Raw genomic sequence first — 18,306 nt, forward strand, 5'->3', positions numbered from 1 at the left:
TGCCCTGACCTGCGGAAACGATGCGCAGGTCAGGGCGCTGCCCGCCGTCAGCAGGCGTGGTGCAGCCGCCAGCCCCGCCAGGCCGACTCGGTCATCTCGCGCACCCCGCGCCGGGCGGTCCAGCCGAGCTCGGCGGCTGCCCGGGCGGCCGAGGCCACCGCGCGGGGGGCGTCTCCGGGGCGGCGCTCCTCGACGAGCGGAGGCCGGCGGTCGCCGGTGACCTCGCCGATGACCGTGACGAGTTCGCGGACGGAGACACCCTCGCCGCGGCCGATGTTGACCGTCAGATCACCCTTGCCGCCGCCTCCGGCCAGTCGCCGGGCCGCCGCCAGATGGGCCTCGGCGAGGTCGGCGACGTGAATGTAGTCACGGACACAGGTGCCGTCCGGGGTCGCGTAGTCGTCGCCGAAGATCCGGGGCGCCTCGTCGCGCGTCAGCCGGTCGAAGACCATCGGGACGATGTTGAAGACGCCCGTGTCCGCCAGCTCCGGCGCGGCGGCGCCCGCCACGTTGAAATAGCGCAGACATACGGTGGAGATCCCGTGCGCCTTTCCCGCCGCCCGCACCAGCCACTCCCCGGCCAGCTTGGTCTCGCCGTAGGGGTTCACCGGCGCGCAGGGAGTGTCCTCCGTGATGAGGTCCACACCCGGGTCGCCGTACACGGCGGCCGACGAGGAGAACACGAAGCGCTCGATCCCGGCCTCGGCGACCGCGTCCAGCAGGGTCACCAGACCGCCGACGTTCTCCCGGTAGTAGCGCGTCGGCTGCGCGACGGACTCGGCGACCTGCTTGCGCGCCGCGAGATGCACCACACCCGTCACGCCGTGCTCGGCGAAGACCCGCTTCAGCAGCTCCCCGTCCAGCGAGGAGCCCCGCACGAGCGGGACCTCGCCCGGGAGCCGCGCGGGGACCCCGGCCGACAGGTCGTCCAGGGCGAGGACGCTCTCCCCGGCCTCGGTCATGGCCCTCGCCACATGTGCTCCGATATAGCCGGCACCGCCGGTGATCAGCCACGTCATGGTCGCCCACCCTATGCGGACAGGGACACCGCCCGCGCTTTGTCCTCGATGTCCGCTTAAGGGGGGCGCGGTTTGTGGGGCGGGCCCCGGATCCACGATGATGATCGCGGCAAGGGCTCGTGCGAACCGCGTCGATCCATCCGCCGAACAGGCGGTGAACGTGGCCCTCCCGGCATCCGATAGCCTCTGCCGACACGCCGCCCGGGAGCCACCGGAGAAGGCGCCCCCATCATGTACGTCACCGGCACCGACGTGCCGGTACCCAGGGAGTGAATTCGGTTGTCGACCGCCATCCTCACCGGCCAGCCGGTCCCCGGATCGTCGATCGAGGCCGACCTGCGGTCCCTCGGGTTCGACCTCCGGACCGCGACCGACGCCGCCGAGGCCGAGACCCTCCTCGCCGAGGTGCCCGGCGACCAGAGGGTCGCCCTGGTCGACGCCCGCTTCGTCGGCCACGTGCACGCGCTGCGCCTCGGCCTCACCGACCCCCGCTTCCCGCTCGCCGCGATCCCCGGCGCCGTCACCGCCCAGCCCGCCGGCCGCCAGGCGCTGACCCGGGCGATGGCCCGCGAGAACTCCGCCGGTGGCGGCACCACCCTCGTCGACAGCCTCGCCGACCGCATCCTCACCGCCCTCGACGCCGACGGCACCGCCGTGCACCGCCCGGAGCTGGGCAGTCTCGTCGCCGCCGTCCCCGTCGACCCCCAGGCCCGCAACGAGGCACGGCAGGCGGTGAGCGACGTCGACGACGAGGCCGTACGCCTGAAGTCGGCAGTGAAGGCCCGCGACGGCTTCTTCACCACCTACTGCATCAGCCCCTACTCCCGTTACATCGCCCGCTGGTGCGCCCGCCGCGGCCTGACCCCGAACCAGGTCACCACCGCCTCGCTGCTCACCGCCCTCATAGCGGCGGCCTGCGCGGCCACGGGCACCCGCGGCGGCTTCGTCGCGGCCGGCGTCCTGCTGATCGCGTCGTTCGTGCTGGACTGCACCGACGGCCAGCTCGCCCGCTACTCCCTGCAGTACTCCACACTCGGTGCCTGGCTGGACGCCACCTTCGACCGGGCCAAGGAGTACGCCTACTACGCCGGCCTCGCCCTCGGGGCCGCCCGCGGCGGCGACGACGTATGGGCCCTCGCCCTTGGCGCCATGGTCCTGCAGACCTGCCGGCACGTCGTGGACTTCTCCTTCAACGAGGCCAACCACGACGCCACCGCCAACACCAGCCCCACCGCCGCCCTCTCCGACAAGCTCGACAGCGTCGGCTGGACGGTCTGGGTCCGCCGGATGATCGTCCTGCCCATCGGCGAGCGCTGGGCGATGATCGCGGTGCTGACGGCGCTCACCACGCCCCGCATCACGTTCTACGCGCTGCTCATCGGCTGTGCCTTCGCCGCGACGTACACCACGGCCGGGCGCGTGCTGCGCTCCCTGACCCGCAAGGCCAGGCGGACCGACCGGGCGGCCGCCGCCCTGGCCGACCTCGCCGACAGCGGCCCCCTCGCACAGGGCTTCGCCGGGGCGCTCAAGAAGCCCGCCCGCACGCTGCCGGCCTTCACCGCCCCCGTCGTCGCCCTGTGCGGCGCCCTCGCCGTCGTCCTCACCGCGGCGCTGACGGACTTCGGCGGCCCCTGGCCGATCGTCGCGGCCCTTGTCCACGCCCTCACCGCGGGCCTCGCCGTCGCCCGCCCGCTCAAGGGCGCCCTCGACTGGCTGGTCCCCCCGTTCCTGCGTGCCGCCGAATACGGCACGGCCCTGGTCCTCGCGGCCAAGGCGGACGTGAACGGGGCCCTCCCCGCGGCCTTCGGGCTGGTGGCCGCGGTCGCCTACCATCACTACGACACGGTCTACCGCATCCGCGGCGACGCCGGAGCACCCCCGGCCTGGCTGGTGCGCTCCATCGGGGGGCACGAAGGGCGGACGCTGCTCGTCACCGTCCTCGCCGCGCTGCTCACCGCCTCGCAGTTCAAGGTCGCGCTCACGGCACTGGCCGTGGCCGTGGCTCTCGTGGTGCTCGTCGAGAGCATCCGCTTTTGGGTCGGCGCCCACCAGGGCGGCGCACCCGCCGTACACGATGAAGGAGAAACCGCATGATCGGCCTCGTGCTCGCGGCCGGCGCCGGACGGCGTCTGCGCCCCTACACCGACAGCCTCCCCAAGGCACTGGTGCCGGTGGGCCCCGCGGGCATAGAAGGCGAACCCACGGTTCTCGACCTCACCCTCGGCAACTTCGCCGAGATCGGTCTCACCGAGGTCGCGATCATCGTCGGCTACCGCAAGGAGGCCGTGTACGCGCGCAAGGAAGCCCTCGAGCAGAAGTACGGCCTCAAGCTCACCCTGATCGACAACGACAAGGCCGAGGAGTGGAACAACGCCTACTCCCTGTGGTGCGGGCGTGACGCCCTCAAGGACGGGGTGATCCTCGCCAACGGCGACACCGTCCACCCGGTCTCCGTCGAGAAGACGCTGCTCGCCGCCCGCGGTGACGGCAAGAAGATCATCCTCGCCCTCGACACGGTCAAGGACCTCGCGGACGAGGAGATGAAGGTCGTCGTCGACCCCGAGAAGGGCATGACGAAGATCACCAAGCTGATGGACCCCGCCGAGGCCACCGGCGAGTACATCGGCGTCACCCTCATCGAGGGCGACGCCGCCTCCGAGCTGGCCGACGCCCTCAAGGCCGTCTGGGAGACCGACCCGCAGCAGTTCTACGAGCACGGCTACCAGGAACTGGTCAACCGCGGCTTCCGCATCGACGTGGCGCCGATCGGCGACGTCAAGTGGGTGGAGATCGACAACCACGACGATCTCGCCCGGGGACGGGAGATCGCATGCCAGTACTGACCCGGCTCATCCCCTCACCGCTGGTCGTGGACATCCGCCCGGGTGCCCTCGACGACCTGGCGTGCGTCCTCGCCGACGAGCGCATCTCGCACTCCGGCCGCCTCGCCGTCGCGGTCAGCGGCGGCTCCGGCGCCAAGCTGCGCGAGCGCATCGCGCCGAGCATGCCCGGCGCCACCTGGTACGAGGTCGGCGGCGGCACCCTCGACGACGCGGTCCGGCTGGCCGGCGACATAAAGGCCGGCCACTTCGACGCGGTCGTCGGCCTCGGCGGCGGCAAGATCATCGACTGCGCCAAGTTCGCCGCGGCACGCGTCGGCCTGCCCCTGGTCGCCGTGCCGACGAACCTCGCGCACGACGGCCTGTGCTCGCCGGTCGCCACCCTCGACAACGACGCGGGCCGCGGCTCCTACGGGGTGCCCAACCCGATCGCGGTCGTCATCGACCTGGACGTCATCCGTGAGGCCCCGGTGCGTTTCGTGCGCGCGGGCATCGGGGACGCGATCTCCAACATCAACTCGATCGCCGACTGGGAACTGGCCAACCGCGTCAAGGGCGAGAAGATCGACGGACTCGCCGCCGCCATGGCCCGCCAGGCGGGCGAGGCGGTGCTCCGGCACCCGGCCGGGGTCGGCGACAACGGCTTCCTCCAGGTACTCGCCGAGGCGCTCGTCCTCACCGGCGTCGCGATGTCGATCTCCGGCGACTCACGGCCGGCCTCGGGGTCGTGCCACGAGATCAACCACGCCTTCGACCTGCTCTACCCGAAGCGGGCCGCCGCCCACGGAGAGCAGTGCGGTCTCGGCGCGGCCTTCGCGATGTGGCTGCGCGGGGCGCACGAGGAGTCGGCGTACATGGCGGAGGTCCTGCGCCGGCACGGTCTGCCCGTGCTGCCGGACGAGATCGGCTTCACGACGGACGAGTTCGTCAAGGCCGTCGAGTTCGCCCCGGAGACCCGCCCCGGCCGCTACACCATCCTCGAACACCTCGACCTGAACCCCGAACAGATCAAGGACACCTACACCGACTATGTCAAGGCCATCGGTAGCTGAACTACGCCCCGTCGTTCACCCCGCCGGGGTGAAGGACCGGCGCAGCGGTGAGCACTGGATGGGACGCCTCTACATGCGTGAGGTGTCCCTGCGGGTGGACCGCTACCTGGTGAACACCAGGGTCACACCCAACCAGCTCACGTACCTGATGACCGTCTTCGGTGTGCTCGCGGCCCCGGCACTGCTCGTGCCGGGGATCCCGGGCGCCGTCCTCGGCGTGGTGTGCGTCCAGATGTACCTGCTGCTGGACTGCGTCGACGGCGAGATCGCGCGCTGGAAGAAGCAGTACTCGCTCAACGGCGTCTACCTGGACCGCGTCGGCGCCTACCTCACCGACGCCGCCGTGCTCACCGGCTTCGGCCTGCGCGCCGCCGACCTGTGGGGCAGCGGCCGCATCGACTGGCTGTGGGCCTTCCTCGGCACCCTGGCCGCCCTCGGCGCCATCCTGATCAAGGCCGAGACCGACCTCGTCGGTGTCGCCCGGCACCAGGCCGGCAAGCCGCCGGTCAAGGAGGCCGCCGCCGAGATGCGCTCCTCCGGCATGGCGCTGGCCCGCAAGGCAGCCGCCGCCCTGAACTTCCACCGCCTCATCCTCGGCATCGAGGCGTCCCTGCTGATCCTCGTGCTGGCGATCGTCGACCAGGTCCGCGGCGACCTGTTCTTCTCCCGGCTCGGCGTCGCGGTGCTGGCCGGCATCGCGCTCGTGCAGACCCTGCTGCACCTCGTGTCCATCCTCGCCTCCAGCAGGCTGAAGTGAGCGGCATGAAGGTCGGCGCCGTCATCATCACCATGGGCAACCGGCCCGAGGAGCTGCGCGCCCTGCTCGACTCCGTCGCCAAGCAGGACGGCGACCCGGTCGAGGTGGTCGTGGTCGGTAACGGCTCGCCCGTCCCGGACGTCCCCGAGGGCGTGCGCACCATCGAGCTGCCCGAGAACCTGGGCATCCCCGGCGGCCGCAACGTCGGCATCGAGGCCTTCGGTCCCTCCGGCCGGGACGTGGACGTCCTGCTCTTCCTCGACGACGACGGACTGCTCGCGGGTCACGACACCGCCGAGCTGTGCCGCAAGGCCTTCGAGGCCGACCCGAAGCTGGGCATCGTGAGCTTCCGCATAGCCGACCCGGAGACCGGCGTCACCCAGCGCCGCCACGTCCCCCGGCTGCGTGCCGCCGACCCGATGCGCTCCTCACGTGTCACCACCTTCCTCGGCGGCGCCAACGCCGTCCGCACCCGCGTCTTCGCCGACGTCGGCGGCCTCCCGGACGAGTTCTTCTACGCCCACGAGGAAACCGACCTGGCATGGCGGGCCCTGGACGCGGGCTGGATGATCGACTACCGGTCCGACATGGTGCTGTACCACCCGACGACCGCCCCCTCGCGGCACGCGGTCTACCACCGCATGGTCGCCCGCAACCGCGTCTGGCTGGCCCGCCGCAACCTGCCCGCGCCGCTCGTCCCGGTCTACCTCGGCGTGTGGCTGCTGCTCACTCTGCTGCGCCGCCCCTCCCGCAGTGCGCTGCGGGCCTGGTTCGGTGGATTCCGCGAAGGCTGGACCACCGCGTGCGGCCCCCGCCGGCCCATGAAGTGGCGTACGGTGTGGCGGCTGACCCGGCTGGGCCGGCCCCCCGTCATCTGACAAGCTCGTATCCGGGAGACACCCGGCAGCCCCCGGGCCGTACCCTGGCCCCGGCTCGTGCCGGACCGGCACAGGCCGAGCATCTCGAAGACGAAAGTTTCCACTAGTGAGTGAGACAACGCACGACGCCACGGTCGCGGTGACCCCGCCCGCGGCGCCCGACGAGGGCCTCACGGCGAGGGAACTCGCCGCCAAGCACGGGCTGACCGTGAGCGGCGCCCGTCCCTCCCTCATCGAGTACGTCCGTCAGCTCTGGGACCGGCGGCACTTCATCCTCGCCTTCTCCCGCGCGAAGCTGACCGCCCAGTACAGCCAGGCCAAGCTGGGCCAGCTGTGGCAGGTGGCCACTCCGCTGCTGAACGCGGCCGTGTACTTCTTCATCTTCGGCCTGCTCCTGGAGGCCGACCGGGGTCTGCCCCGCGAGGTGTACATCCCGTTCCTCGTCACGGGCGTGTTCGTGTTCACCTTCACGCAGAGCTCGGTCATGGCGGGCGTGCGCGCGATCTCCGGCAACCTCGGCCTGGTCCGCGCCCTGCACTTCCCACGCGCCTCGCTGCCGATCTCCTTCGCGCTGCAGCAGCTCCAGCAGCTGCTGTTCTCGATGATCGTGCTGTTCGCCGTCACGATCGGCTTCGGCCACTACCCGGACCTGTCCTGGCTGCTGATCGTGCCGGTGCTGGTGCTGCAGTTCTGCTTCAACACCGGTCTCGCGCTGATCATGGCCCGGGCGGGCGCCAAGACCCCCGACCTCGCGCAGCTCATGCCGTTCGTGATGCGGACCTGGATGTACGCGTCCGGCGTGATGTTCTCCATCCCGATCTTCCTGGCGGACAAGCCGCAGTGGATCGCGAACATCCTCCAGTGGAACCCCGCCGCGATCTACATGGACCTGATGCGCTTCGCGCTCATCGACGAGTACGACTCGACGTACATGCCCGACCACGTCTGGGCGGCCGCGGGTGCCTGGGCCGTGCTGTTCGCCATCGGCGGCTTCGTGTACTTCTGGAAGGCGGAGGAAAGGTACGGCCGTGGCTGAGCAGCAGGACGCACGCGTCCCCACCGTCATCGCGGACGACCTGCACATCGTCTACCGCGTCAACGGCGCCAAGACCGGCAAGGGCAGCGCCACCGCCGCCCTCAGCCGCATCCTCAAGCGGGGCTCCGACGACGCGGCGCGGGGCGTGCGCAAGGTGCACGCCGTGCGCGGCGTCTCCTTCGTGGCGTACCGCGGCGAGGCCATCGGCCTGATCGGTTCCAACGGCTCCGGCAAATCGACCCTGCTGCGCGCCATCGCCGGTCTGCTCCCCGCCGAGCAGGGCAAGGTCTACACCGACGGCCAGCCCTCGCTGCTGGGCGTCAACGCGGCCCTGATGAACGACCTCACCGGCGAACGCAACGTCATATTGGGCGGGCTGGCCATGGGCATGTCCCGGGAGGAGATCAAGGAGCGCTACCAGGACATCGTCGACTTCTCCGGCATCAACGAGAAGGGCGACTTCATCACCCTGCCCATGCGCACCTACTCCTCCGGCATGGCGGCCCGGCTGCGCTTCTCCATCGCGGCGGCCAAGGACCACGACGTCCTGATGATCGACGAGGCCCTGGCGACCGGCGACCGCAAGTTCCAGAAGCGCTCCGAGGACCGCATCCGGGAGCTGCGCAAGGAAGCGGGCACGGTGTTTCTGGTCAGCCACAACAACAAGTCCATCCGCGACACCTGCAACCGCGTCCTGTGGCTGGAACGCGGCGAGCTGCGCATGGACGGCCCCACGGACGAGGTGCTCAAGGAGTACGAAAAGTTCACGGGCAAGTAGGCCGTTTTCGGACAGGGCCCCGACGGAACTGTTCCGGCGGGGCCCCGCGTCTGCAAAGGAAACGTCAACTCCGGCCCATCTCAGGAATCTTGGGGCCAATCGGTGTGTTCTCGTGATGTGCGGGACACCCTGGCGAACCGTGTCGCGTTGTACAACGTAAGCTGTACCGGTCCCGAAACACGGCAATCTGGGCGATAATGCGCGTCACCGCCCGTCGGGCCACCGTGCGGACGGCGAGGCGGCGTGTCCGAAATAGTGTGTATTGGGTCGGCAGTGTAGAACGGGAGATGTGACGGCGATGGCTACGGAAACTCCCCAGCTCCACGCAGCACGTGCCGTCCCCGCGCCGGGCAGCCGGCGGTGACGGGAACCGGCACGGCGCGCTCCCTCGATCCGGAGCGCGGCACGCTCGACAAGGCCGCCGGCGAGAACTTCCCGGTGGCCCCCTTCTTCCTGCCCCGGGCCTGGCGCACCGACCTCATGGCCGTCTACGGCTTCGCCCGCCTGGTCGACGACATCGGCGACGGCGACCTCGCCCCCGGCGGCGCCGACGCCCGGCTGCTCGGCCTCTCCCCGCGGGAGGCCGAGGACCGGCTGGTGCTGCTCGACGCCTTCGAGGCCGACCTGCGCAGGGTCTTCGACTCCACCCCGCGCCACCCCCTGCTGCGCCGCCTCCAGCCGACGGTGCGCCGCTGCTCCCTGACCCCCGAGCCGTTCCTCGGCCTGATCGCCGCCAACCGTCAGGACCAGCTGGTCAGCCGCTACGAGACCTACGACGACCTGCTCGCCTACTGCGAGCTGTCCGCCAACCCCGTCGGCCGTCTCGTCCTCGCCCTCACCGGCACCTCGACTCCCGAGCGCATCCGCCGCTCCGACATGATCTGCACGGCCCTCCAGATCGTCGAGCACCTCCAGGACGTCGCCGAGGACCTCGCTCGCGACCGGGTCTACCTGCCTGCGGCCGACATGAAACGCTTCCACGTCCAGGAAGCGGATCTCGCCACGCAATCCGCCGATGCGTCGGTCCGTGCGCTGATTGCGTACGAAGCGCAAAGGGCGCGGGATCTCCTGAATGAAGGCGCCCCGTTGGTGGGTAGCGTCCACGGCAGGCTGAAGCTGCTGCTCGCAGGGTTCGTGGCGGGGGGAAGGGCGGCCCTCCACGCGATCGCCGCCGCCGAACACGACGTACTTCCCGGCCCGCCCAAGCCCGGCAAGGTCCGGTTGCTGCGTGAGGTGGGCGTGACTCTGCGAGGAGAGGGGTGATCCGGACCGTGGAGTCGGAACCACACACGTCCCCGCCGGTACTCGCCGCCTACAGCTACTGCGAGGCCGTCACCGGGCGGCAGGCCCGTAACTTCGCCTACGGCATCCGGCTGCTGCCGACGCCCCAGCGCCGGGCGATGTCGGCGCTGTACGCGTTCTCGCGGCGGGTCGACGACATCGGCGACGGCGCGCTGGCCGACGACGTCAAGGTGGCCAGGCTGGAGGAGACCCGGGCGCTGCTGACCCGGATCCGCGAGCACCGGGTCGACGAGGACGACACCGACCCGGTCGCGGTCGCCCTCGCGCACGCCGCCGGGGCCTTCCCGATCCCGCTCGGCGGCCTGGACGAGCTCATCGACGGCGTCCTGATGGACGTCCGCGGCGAGACGTACGAGACCTGGGACGACCTGAAGGTCTACTGCCGCTGCGTCGCCGGTGCGATCGGGCGGCTCTCGCTCGGCGTCTTCGGCACCGAGCCCGGGGCGCGCGGGGTGGACCGCGCGCCGGAGTATGCCGACACGCTCGGGCTCGCGCTCCAGCTCACCAACATCCTCAGAGACGTCCGCGAGGACGCCGTGGGCGGGCGGACCTATCTGCCCGCCGACGACCTCGCCAAGTTCGGCTGCTCGGCCGGCTTCAGCGGGCCGCGGCCACCGGAGGGCTCCGACTTCGCGGGCCTCGTGCACTTCGAAGTGCGACGGGCCCGCGCCCTGTTCGCCGAGGGCTACCGGCTGCTCCCCATGCTCGATCGGCGCAGCGGCGCCTGCGTCGCCGCCATGGCCGGCATCTACCGCCGCCTGCTCGACCGCATCGAGCGCGACCCGCAGGCCGTGCTGCGCGGCCGGGTCTCCCTGCCCGGCCGGGAGAAGGCCTACGTCGCCGTGCGCGGGCTGTCCGGACTCGACGCCCGGCACGTGACCCGGCGGACCGTCAGGAGGCGGGCGTGACGGACACGGAGACCGCCGTCGGTGAGAAGCGGCGGGCAACCCTCCGGCCCGGGGCGGCGTCCCTGACGGAGACGGCCGGTCGTGCACCGTTCGAGCAGCACGTCCGGGCCGCGGGGGAGGGTGCGCGATGACCCAGGGAACACGGTCCGGGGGACCGGTCGCACCACGGCGGCACGCCGTCGTGGTGGGCGGCGGACTCGCCGGTGTCACCACGGCGCTCGCGCTCGCCGACGCCGGGGTGCGCGTCACGCTGCTGGAGGGCAGGCCGCGGCTCGGCGGGCTCGCCTTCTCCTTCCGGCGCGGCGAACTCACCGTCGACAACGGCCAGCACGTCTACCTGCGTTGCTGCACCGCCTACCGCTGGTTCCTCGACCGCATCGAGGGCGCGGCGCTGGCCCCGTTGCAGGAGCGGCTCGACGTTCCCGTCCTGGACCTCGCCCGGCCCGAGGGGCGGCGGCTCGGCCGACTGCGGCGGGACGCCCTGCCCGTGCCGCTGCACCTGGGGCGCAGCCTCGCCGCCTATCCGCACCTGTCGCTCGCCGATCGTGCCAGGGTGGGCCGGGCCGCGCTCGCGCTCAAGGGACTCGACCTCACCGATGCGGCACTGGACACGCAGGACTTCGGCAGCTGGCTCGCCGCGCACGGCCAGTCGGCGCGCGCCGTGGAGGCCCTGTGGGACCTGGTCGGGGTCGCCACCCTCAACGCGGTCGCCTCCGACGCCTCGCTGGCGCTGGCCGCGATGGTGTTCAAGACCGGACTGCTGTCCGACCCGGGCGCCGCCGACATCGGCTGGGCGCGGGTCCCGCTGGGCGACCTGCACGACCGGCTGGCCCGCAAGGCGCTCGACTCGGCGGGCGTGCGCACCGAGGTCCGCACCCGCGTCACCTCCGTCTGCGCGAACGGGGACGGGCAGTGGAGCGTCGAGGTCCCGGGCGAGACACTTCAGGCCGACGCCGTGATCCTCGCCGTACCGCAGCGCGAGGCGCACGACCTGCTGCCCGCGGGCGCCCTGGACGCGCCCGAGCGGCTCCTGGAGATCGGCACCGCGCCCATCCTCAACGTCCATGTGGTCTACGACCGCAAGGTTTTCGGCCGGCCCTTCTTCACCGCCCTCGGCAGCCCCGTGCAGTGGGTCTTCGACCGCACCGAGGCGTCCGGGCTGCGCCAGGGCCAGTACCTCGCGCTGTCCCAGTCGGCCGCCCAGGGCGAGATCGACGAGCCCGTGGCCGTGCTGCGCGAGCGGTACCTGCCCGAGCTGGAGCGACTGCTGCCGCTGACCCGCGGCGCCCGTGTGAAGGACTTCTTCGTCACCCGGGAGCGCACGGCGACGTTCGCTCCCGCCCCCGGCGTCGGGCACCTCAGGCCCGGCGCCCGCACCAAGGCATCCGGCCTGTACCTGGCCGGAGCGTGGACCGCCACCGGGTGGCCCGCGACCATGGAGAGTGCGGTCCGCAGTGGTGTGAGCGCGGCGGACGCCGTGCTGGGCGCCCTGGGCCGGCCCCGCCCCCGCCACCTCTTCGAGTTCGAGGAGGCGGCATGATGCCGGCCCAGGCCGGCGCGGCGGGCAGCCCCCGCACCCCCGGTACCGCAACAAGAGGAGAGACTGTGCCCACTGTGCCCCCGGCCTCGAAGACTGCCGAGGCGGTGGACGTGACCGCGCTCCTGGAGCGCGGCCGGACCCTGGCCACTCCGGTACTGCGGGCGGCCGTCGACCGCCTGGCACCTCCCATGGACACTGTTGCCGCCTACCACTTCGGCTGGATCGACGCCCAGGGCAGGCCCTCGGAGGGGGACGGCGGCAAGGCCGTGCGTCCCGCCCTCGCGGTGCTGTCCGCCGAGGTCATGTCCGCCGCACCCGAGACGGGCATCCCCGGCGCTGTCGCCGTGGAACTCGTCCACAACTTCTCCCTCCTCCACGACGACCTCATGGACGGCGACGAGCAGCGCCGTCACCGCGACACGGTCTGGAAGGTGCACGGTCCCGCCCAGGCCATCCTGGTCGGCGACGCCCTGTTCGCCCTCGCCAACGAGGTGCTCCTCGAACTCGGCACCGTCGAGGCCGGCCGCGCCACCCGCCGCCTGACCACCGCCACCCGCGCCCTGATCGACGGCCAGGCCCAGGACATCTCCTACGAGCACCGCGACCGCGTCAGCGTCGACGAGTGCCTGGAGATGGAGGGCAACAAGACCGGCGCCCTGCTCGCCTGCGCCAGCTCCATCGGCGCGGTCCTCGGCGGCGCCGACGACCACACCGCCGACACCCTCGAGAAGTACGGCTACCACCTGGGCCTCGCCTTCCAGGCCGTCGACGACCTGCTCGGCATCTGGGGCGACCCGGTCTCCACCGGCAAGCAGACCTGGAGCGACCTGCGCCAGCGCAAGAAGTCCCTGCCCGTCGTGGCCGCCCTCGCCGCGGGCGGCTCCGCCTCGGAGCGGCTCGGCGAGATCCTCGCCGCCGACGCCAAGGCCAGCGACGTCGAGAACTTCTCGGAGGAGGAGTTCGCGGCCCGCGCCGCCCTCATCGAGGAGGCCGGCGGTCGCGAGTGGACCGCCGGCGAGGCACGCCGTCAGCACACCATCGCCATCGAAGCCCTCGACGCCGTCGACATGCCCGACCGGGTGCGGGCCCAGTTCACGGCCCTCGCGGACTTCGTCGTCGTACGAAAGAGATGATCACTATCGGCCGAATAGCCCTCGCGTAGTCGCCGGCCGGTGCCGTGAGTGATCACGGTGCACCGGCCGACGGCGGACCCACAGCAGCTGCACACCTTGCACCACTGCACGAAGGGGAAGCCATGACAGCGACGACCGACGGAAGCACCGGGGCCCTGCCACCCCGCGCCGCCGCGGCCAGCGACACCGACACGCACATCCCCGGGGCGGCCGGGGTACCGGAAGCCGCCGCACGCGCCGCCCGGCGTGCCATCGACTTCCTGCTCTCGCTCCAGGACGCCGAGGGCTGGTGGAAGGGCGACCTCGAGACCAACGTCACCATGGACGCCGAGGACCTGCTGCTCCGTCAGTTCCTGGGTATCCGCGACGAGAAGACCACGCAGGCAGCCGCCCTCTTCATCCGCGGCGAGCAGGGCGAGGACGGCACCTGGGCCACCTTCTACGGCGGACCGGGCGAACTGTCCGCCACCATCGAGGCGTACGTCGCCCTCCGCCTGGCCGGTGACGCGCCCGACGCCCCTCACATGGCGAAGGCCTCCGCCTGGATCCGCGCGCGGGGCGGCATCGCGGCCGCCCGGGTCTTCACCCGGATCTGGCTGGCCCTGTTCGGCTGGTGGAAGTGGGAGGACCTGCCCGAACTCCCGCCGGAGCTGGTCTTCTTCCCGAAGTGGGTGCCGCTCAACATCTACGACTTCGGCTGCTGGGCGCGGCAGACCATCGTCCCGCTGACGATCGTCTCCGCGAAGCGGCCGGTACGCCCCGCACCCTTCCCGCTCGACGAGCTGCACACCGACCCGGACCGCCCCAATCCGCCCAGACCCCTGGCGTCCCCGTTCAGTTGGGACGGGGCGTTCCAGCGGATGGACAAGGGCCTGCACGCCCTGCGGAAGGTCGCGCCGCGCCGACTGCGCCGAGCCGCCGTGAACAGCGCCGCCCGCTGGATCATCGAGCGGCAGGAGAACGACGGCTGCTGGGGCGGCATCCAGCCCCCGGCCGTGTACTCGATCATCGCCCTGCACCTGCTCGGCTACGACCTCGAACACCCCGTGATGCGCGAGGGGCTCGCGTCCCTGGACCGGTTCGCCGTGTGGCGCGAGGACGGGGCCCGGATGATCGAGGCCTGCCAGTCACCGGTGTGGGACACCTGCCTGGCGGCCATCGCCCTCGTCGACGCCGGACTGCCCACCGATCACCCGCAGTTGGTGAAGGCGGCCGACTGGATGCTGGGAGAGGAGATCGTCCGGCCCGGTGACTGGTCCGTGAAGCGGCCCGGACTGCCGCCCGGCGGCTGGGCGTTCGAGTTCCACAACGACAACTACCCCGACATCGACGACACCGCCGAGGTGATCCTCGCACTGCGCCGGATCACCCACCACGACCCGGAGCGGCTGGAGAGGGCCGTCGAGCGCGGCATGCGCTGGACACTCGGCATGCAGTCGAAGAACGGCGCCTGGGCCGCGTTCGACGTCGACAACACCAGCCCGTTCCCGAACCGGCTGCCCTTCTGCGACTTCGGCGAGGTCATCGACCCGCCCTCCGCCGACGTCACCGCGCACGTCGTGGAGATGCTCGCGGTGGAGGGCCTCGCCCACGATCCGCGCACCCGGCGCGGCATCGAGTGGCTGCTCGCCGAGCAGGAACCGGACGGTTCGTGGTTCGGACGCTGGGGTGTCAACTACGTATACGGCACGGGGTCCGTCGTGCCCGCGCTGACCGCCGCCGGCATCCCCGCCGCGCACCCGGCGATCCGGCGGGCCGTGGCCTGGCTGGAGTCCGTACAGAACGACGACGGCGGGTGGGGCGAGGACCTGCGCTCCTACAAGTACGTCCGGGAGTGGAGCGGCAAGGGCGCCTCGACCGCCTCGCAGACGGCGTGGGCGCTGATGGCCCTGCTCGCGGCGGGGGAGCGCGACTCCAAGGCCGTCGAACGCGGAGTCGAGTGGCTCGCCGCCACACAGCGGGAGGACGGCTCCTGGGACGAGCCGTACTTCACGGGGACGGGCTTCCCGTGGGACTTCTCGATCAACTACCACCTCTACCGACAGGTCTTCCCACTCACCGCGCTCGGACGCTATCTGCACGGAGAGCCCTTCGCCGAGAAGCTCCGGGGGAGCGGTGAGACCGGGAAGCACCGCAGGAGCGGGCCCGGCACGCCGCTCGCCGAGGCCGGGCGACACCGCGCAGATGACGCCGGCACGCCGCTCGCCGAGGTCGAGGGGAGCTGATGAGCGTACAGCCCGCCCCGGTCCCGCTGCTGATCGCCTGCGCGCTCGGCATCGAGCAGTTCGCCCTGCGTGCGGGCGGCCGGGGCGGGGCCGGCGGGCCGGTCACGGTGCTGCGGACGGGCATGGGGCCGGCGGCCGCCGAGCGGGCCGTCACCCGCGTGCTGGCCGACCCGGCTCTGCGCGACGCCGCCGTCCTGGCCACCGGCTTCTGCGCGGGCCTGGCGCCGGGCATGCACCCCGGCGATCTGGTCGTCGCCGAGGAGACCCGCGACCCGCGCGGCACGACACCCTGCGTCGGGACCGAGCTGCTCGTGAAGGAACTGGCCCGCGCGCTGCCCGGGCGGACCGTGCACACCGGGCCGCTGACCGGCTCCGACCACGTCGTACGCGGCCCCGAACGGTCCGCCCTGCGCGCGACGGGAGCGATCGCGGTCGACATGGAGTCCGCCGTCACGCTCCTGAGCGCCGTGCGTGCGGGCGAGCGCCCGGTTGCGGCCGTCCGGGTGGTCGTGGACGCTCCTGAACATGAACTCGTCCGGATCGGCACGGTGCGCGGTGGAATATCAGCTTTCCGTGTCCTTCGTTCCGTCCTTCCCGCTTTCTTCGAATGGCACCGTTCCTTGCTGCTCCCCAGGAGGTGAGCCAGATGGCCATGCCGCTCCGACAGTCCATCAAGGTCGCTACGTATTTGGCTGAACAGAAGATCCGCCGACGGGACAAGTTTCCGCTGATCGTGGAGCTGGAACCGCTGTTCGCCTGCAATCTCAAATGCGAGGGGTGCGGCAAGATCCAGCATCCGGCCGGGGTGCTCAAGCAGCGGATGCCGGTCGCCCAGGCCGTGGGGGCGGTCGTGGAGTCCGGTGCCCCGATGGTGTCCATCGCCGGCGGCGAGCCGCTGATGCACCCGCAGATCGACGAGATCGTCCGCCAGCTGGTGGCCAAGCGGAAGTACGTTTTCCTCTGCACCAACGCGATGCTGCTGCGCAAGAAGATGGACAAGTTCACGCCGTCGCCCTATTTCGCCTTCGCGGTGCACATCGACGGCCTGCGGGAGCGGCACGACGAGTCGGTCGCCAAGGAAGGCGTGTTCGACGAGGCCGTGGAGGCGATCAAGGAGGCCAAGCGGCGCGGCTTCCGGGTCACCACCAACTCGACCTTCTTCAACACCGACACGCCGCAGACCATCATCGAGGTGCTGAACTTCCTCAACGACGACCTCCAGGTCGACGAGATGATGATCTCGCCCGCCTACGCCTACGAGAAGGCCCCCGACCAGGAGCACTTCCTCGGCGTGGAGCAGACCCGCGAGCTGTTCAAGAAGGCCTTCGCCGGCGGCAACCGGCGGCGCTGGCGGCTCAACCACTCGCCGCTCTTCCTGGACTTCCTGGAGGGCAAGGTCGACTTCCCGTGCACCGCGTGGGCCATCCCCAACTACTCGCTCTTCGGCTGGCAGCGCCCCTGCTACCTGATGAGCGACGGGTACGTGCCGACGTACCGGGAGCTGGTCGAGGACACCGACTGGGACAAGTACGGCCGCGGCAAGGACCCCCGCTGCGCCAACTGCATGGCGCACTGCGGCTACGAGCCCACCGCCGTCCTCGCCACCATGGGATCGCTGAAGGAGTCCCTGCGCGCCATGCGCGAGACGGTCTCCGGGAACCGGGAGTGACGTCATGACCGCTGTCTCGCTGGGTGTCCCCGAGGTGCCGGCCCGGCCGGTCGCCGAGCGGCGCGTCTCGCGCCGGATCCAGGTCGGTCCGGTGGCGGTCGGGGGCGGGGCCCCGGTGTCGGTGCAGTCGATGACGACGACCCGTACCTCGGACGTCGGCGCCACGCTGCAGCAGATCGCGGAGCTGACCGCCTCCGGCTGCCAGATCGTCCGGGTCGCCTGCCCCACGCAGGACGACGCGGACGCGCTGGCGACCATCGCGCGCAAGTCGCAGATCCCGGTGATCGCGGACATCCACTTCCAGCCGAAGTACGTGTTCGCCGCGATCGAGGCGGGCTGCGCGGCGGTCCGCGTCAACCCCGGCAACATCAAGCAGTTCGACGACCGGGTCAAGGAGATCGCCCAGACGGCGAAGGATCACGGCACGCCCATCCGGATCGGCGTCAACGCCGGGTCGCTGGACCGGCGGCTGCTCCAGAAGTACGGCAGGGCGACCCCGGAGGCGCTCGTGGAGAGCGCCCTGTGGGAGGCGTCCCTGTTCGAGGAGCACGGCTTCCGGGACATCAAGATCTCCGTCAAGCACAACGACCCGGTCGTGATGATCGAGGCGTACCGCCAGCTGGCCGAACAGTGCGACTACCCGCTGCACCTGGGCGTGACGGAGGCCGGACCGGCGTTCCAGGGCACGATCAAGTCGGCGGTGGCGTTCGGCGCGCTCCTCTCCCGGGGCATCGGCGACACGATCCGGGTGTCGCTGTCCGCACCGCCGGCCGAGGAGGTCAAGGTCGGCATCCAGATCCTGCAGTCCCTGGGACTGAAGGAGCGCCGGCTGGAGATCGTGTCGTGTCCGTCCTGCGGCCGAGCCCAGGTCGACGTCTACAAGCTCGCCGAGGAGGTCACGGCCGGCCTCGACGGCATGGAGGTGCCGCTGCGCGTCGCCGTGATGGGCTGTGTGGTCAACGGCCCCGGTGAGGCGCGGGAGGCCGACCTCGGCGTCGCCTCCGGCAACGGCAAGGGGCAGATCTTCGTCAAGGGCGAGGTCATCAAGACCGTCCCCGAGTCCAAGATCGTCGAGACGCTGATCGAAGAGGCGATGAAGATCGCCGAGCAGATGGAGCAGGACGGCGTGGGGCCGGGGGAGCCGGCCGTCACCGTGAGCTGAGCAGCAC

General features: G+C 71.3%; 17 protein-coding genes. 16 read left to right on the forward strand and 1 reads right to left on the reverse strand.

Annotated features, from left to right (window positions below; genetic code table 11):
• Positions 1 to 47: 47 nt before the first annotated feature.
• On the reverse strand, positions 48 to 1,019 hold the full coding sequence (gene galE, locus AB0B29_RS12735; RefSeq protein ID WP_362237772.1) for a UDP-glucose 4-epimerase GalE: 972 nt from the start codon (positions 1,017 to 1,019) through the stop codon (positions 48 to 50).
• A gap of 279 nt (positions 1,020 to 1,298) precedes the next feature.
• Between galE and AB0B29_RS12740 the strand changes: the two genes are divergently transcribed.
• The 16 genes from AB0B29_RS12740 to ispG all read left to right on the forward strand — a co-directional run bounded on the left by AB0B29_RS12740 (position 1,299) and on the right by ispG (position 18,299).
• Entirely contained in the window at positions 1,299 to 3,113 is a 1,815-nt protein-coding gene (locus tag AB0B29_RS12740) for a DUF5941 domain-containing protein (RefSeq protein WP_362237775.1), read from the forward strand.
• On the forward strand, positions 3,110 to 3,862 hold the full coding sequence (locus AB0B29_RS12745; RefSeq protein WP_362237778.1) for a phosphocholine cytidylyltransferase family protein: 753 nt from the start codon (positions 3,110 to 3,112) through the stop codon (positions 3,860 to 3,862). The genes AB0B29_RS12740 and AB0B29_RS12745 overlap by 4 nt, the downstream gene beginning before the upstream one ends.
• Positions 3,850 to 4,911: an iron-containing alcohol dehydrogenase family protein gene (locus AB0B29_RS12750; protein WP_362237780.1), complete on the forward strand. Its 1,062-nt coding sequence runs from the start codon at positions 3,850 to 3,852 to the stop codon at positions 4,909 to 4,911. The genes AB0B29_RS12745 and AB0B29_RS12750 overlap by 13 nt, the downstream gene beginning before the upstream one ends.
• Complete coding sequence (locus AB0B29_RS12755; protein WP_362237783.1) at positions 4,889 to 5,668, forward strand: CDP-alcohol phosphatidyltransferase family protein; 780 nt, start codon at positions 4,889 to 4,891, stop codon at positions 5,666 to 5,668. Before AB0B29_RS12750 ends, AB0B29_RS12755 begins: the two co-directional genes overlap by 23 nt.
• A 5-nt stretch (positions 5,669 to 5,673) precedes the next feature.
• Positions 5,674 to 6,546, forward strand: coding sequence for a glycosyltransferase family 2 protein (locus AB0B29_RS12760; RefSeq protein ID WP_362238680.1), 873 nt, complete (start codon positions 5,674 to 5,676; stop codon positions 6,544 to 6,546).
• A 106-nt stretch (positions 6,547 to 6,652) separates the two neighbouring features.
• Positions 6,653 to 7,582 (forward strand): ABC transporter permease, encoded by a 930-nt coding sequence (locus AB0B29_RS12765; RefSeq protein ID WP_362237786.1) that lies wholly within the window; start codon positions 6,653 to 6,655, stop codon positions 7,580 to 7,582.
• The gene (locus AB0B29_RS12770) at positions 7,575 to 8,360 is read left to right on the forward strand and encodes an ABC transporter ATP-binding protein (protein WP_362237789.1); all 786 of its coding nucleotides are present in this window, start codon (positions 7,575 to 7,577) and stop codon (positions 8,358 to 8,360) included. Before AB0B29_RS12765 ends, AB0B29_RS12770 begins: the two co-directional genes overlap by 8 nt.
• A 360-nt stretch (positions 8,361 to 8,720) precedes the next feature.
• On the forward strand, positions 8,721 to 9,623 hold the full coding sequence (hpnC, locus tag AB0B29_RS12775; protein WP_362237792.1) for a squalene synthase HpnC: 903 nt from the start codon (positions 8,721 to 8,723) through the stop codon (positions 9,621 to 9,623).
• A complete protein-coding gene (gene hpnD / locus AB0B29_RS12780; protein WP_362237795.1) occupies positions 9,620 to 10,570 on the forward strand; it encodes a presqualene diphosphate synthase HpnD in 951 nt (316 codons plus the stop codon). The genes hpnC and hpnD overlap by 4 nt, the downstream gene beginning before the upstream one ends.
• Complete coding sequence (locus AB0B29_RS12785) at positions 10,567 to 10,701, forward strand: DUF6380 family protein (RefSeq protein WP_362237798.1); 135 nt, start codon at positions 10,567 to 10,569, stop codon at positions 10,699 to 10,701. The genes hpnD and AB0B29_RS12785 overlap by 4 nt, the downstream gene beginning before the upstream one ends.
• Entirely contained in the window at positions 10,698 to 12,110 is a 1,413-nt protein-coding gene (gene hpnE / locus AB0B29_RS12790) for a hydroxysqualene dehydroxylase HpnE (protein ID WP_362237801.1), read from the forward strand. The genes AB0B29_RS12785 and hpnE overlap by 4 nt, the downstream gene beginning before the upstream one ends.
• A 65-nt stretch (positions 12,111 to 12,175) precedes the next feature.
• Positions 12,176 to 13,243, forward strand: a complete 1,068-nt coding sequence (locus AB0B29_RS12795) for a polyprenyl synthetase family protein (RefSeq protein ID WP_362237804.1) — start codon at positions 12,176 to 12,178, stop codon at positions 13,241 to 13,243.
• A gap of 122 nt (positions 13,244 to 13,365) precedes the next feature.
• A complete protein-coding gene (shc, locus tag AB0B29_RS12800; RefSeq protein WP_362237807.1) occupies positions 13,366 to 15,468 on the forward strand; it encodes a squalene--hopene cyclase in 2,103 nt (700 codons plus the stop codon).
• Complete coding sequence (locus AB0B29_RS12805; protein WP_362237810.1) at positions 15,468 to 16,109, forward strand: phosphorylase family protein; 642 nt, start codon at positions 15,468 to 15,470, stop codon at positions 16,107 to 16,109. Before shc ends, AB0B29_RS12805 begins: the two co-directional genes overlap by 1 nt.
• A 5-nt stretch (positions 16,110 to 16,114) precedes the next feature.
• Positions 16,115 to 17,137 (forward strand): adenosyl-hopene transferase HpnH, encoded by a 1,023-nt coding sequence (gene hpnH / locus AB0B29_RS12810; protein WP_362237813.1) that lies wholly within the window; start codon positions 16,115 to 16,117, stop codon positions 17,135 to 17,137.
• A gap of 4 nt (positions 17,138 to 17,141) precedes the next feature.
• A complete protein-coding gene (gene ispG, locus AB0B29_RS12815) occupies positions 17,142 to 18,299 on the forward strand; it encodes a flavodoxin-dependent (E)-4-hydroxy-3-methylbut-2-enyl-diphosphate synthase (RefSeq protein WP_362237815.1) in 1,158 nt (385 codons plus the stop codon).
• Positions 18,300 to 18,306 lie beyond the last annotated feature (7 nt).

Origin of the sequence: Streptomyces tibetensis, from assembly GCF_040647715.1 — a bacterium.
In the GTDB taxonomy this organism is placed as follows: domain Bacteria; phylum Actinomycetota; class Actinomycetes; order Streptomycetales; family Streptomycetaceae; genus Streptomyces; species Streptomyces tibetensis_A.